This is a genomic window from Bacillus sp. JJ634 (assembly GCF_036962285.1).
GTDB classification, from domain to species: Bacteria; Bacillota; Bacilli; order Bacillales; family DSM-1321; genus Peribacillus; species Peribacillus asahii_A.
In genome coordinates, this window is record NZ_JBALMU010000238.1 from 863 (window position 1) to 2,481 (window position 1,619).

General features: G+C 31.0%; 2 protein-coding genes. Both read right to left on the reverse strand.

The genetic code is table 11. The features are described from left to right. Positions 1-441 (reverse strand): acyltransferase (locus tag V7068_RS22470; RefSeq protein WP_499714640.1); only part of this gene is annotated, 441 nt, incomplete at its 3' end. Next, positions 442-1,617 (reverse strand): glycoside hydrolase family 88 protein, encoded by a 1,176-nt coding sequence (locus V7068_RS22475; RefSeq protein WP_499714641.1) that lies wholly within the window; start codon positions 1,615-1,617, stop codon positions 442-444. Positions 1,618-1,619 lie beyond the last annotated feature (2 nt).

The following is a 1,619-nucleotide window of genomic DNA, read 5'->3' on the forward strand; positions in this document are numbered from 1 at the left end:
ATAATCTATTTTTATCTTATATTTATCTATAGAAGATATAACTTTAGCAGGATTACTCGCAACTATGCTTCCTTCTGGAATTGATTTTGTAACTACACTTCCAGCAGCAATTATAGAATTTTCTCCTATTGTTACCCCTGGCATAATTAAAGCCCTCGCTCCAATAAATACATTATCCTTAATTGTAACATTACCTATTTTAGTAAAATCACTTATACTTTTTGTACTGGCATCATGTGCTAAAATATATGCTTCTGGTGCAATCGTTACATTATCACCAATTTTTATCAACCAACAATGCGAATAGTCAAATACTACACCAGGTTGAATGGAACAATTTTCTCCTATTATCATTCCTAGTTTTATATAATCCTCAAGCCAAATTTCTTCTAAAATATATTTTCTGAGTCTTGTTTTCACATAATTAACAATTTTTTTCATTTATTTTTCCATCTCACTTTGGACTTTTTTATATAGATTAATCATTCTAATACTATATCCTTGTGTGAATGGTAGTATGTTAAATAACATAGAATAAACCCCAATGTCTTTCGTATCCCCTTGTGAAAAGTCAATCTCTCCGTTTCTTCTTGAGACAGTCATCAGATAATTTATAGCTTTTTCTGTACTATCCAAGCATGGTTTTGAAATATCCTCTATTTTCGCAGCATTAATTAAAAACCATCCAAGCGTAGCAGTTGTAGAAGAATCTGGACGACTTTCACTCCTAGTTACAGTCCAATTCCAATTTCCTTTTTCTTGTTGAAAATCCAGTATAGTTTTAGCAAATTTCTTTATCATCAGTTCTAAATCTAATTTATCTTCATCTTGGTCTTGCAACTCATTCCACATGTCTATAAGACCTATAGCAAACCATCCAAGCCCTCTGCCCCAGCCATATAATCCTACTGGCATTTTATTTTCTATGTTATAAGCATGACTAGGAATATAATGAGTAGCTAACATTCCATATTGTTCATATTCTTTAATTTGTTTTACTGCTAAATCGATGCAAGCATTAATATCATATTTTTTACCGTAAGCTACCAAAAAGGGACAAATAAACCCTATCGTATCTACATACCGATAGGATTTCATGGACTTTCTATATTCGACTGTACCATCTTCACCAATATGCTCCTTTATTAATTCCCAAGTATAATCTAAAGCTGACTTATATTGATCTGTGTCTATAAAATGTAATTTCATGATTGAATATGCAAGTATAGCCCCATCGATATGTTTTGGCTTTTCTATCCATTGACCATTTTTATCAAATTTCATTTTCAAAAATTGATTAATTTGTTTCTTCACTTTATAATCATCATACTCTTTCAAATATTCTGATAACCCTAAAAGCAATGCTGCTTCCTGCCAATACTGAATTGCATTTTTTTTGTAATTTCCTTTTAATATATCAATCGCAATTAATCGTGTATTATCCGTTACTTTAATTGTAGGGGTTTTATTTAGCCAATGAACTGCTTTTTCAGTTATTGATTTATTCCATATTTGCCGATCAGTAAATCTACCGATGTGTATCCTTCTATACCAATCTTTAAAAAGAGGAACAACATCTATAAGGGCTATTACTACTACTACACTAAGTAATACTATAC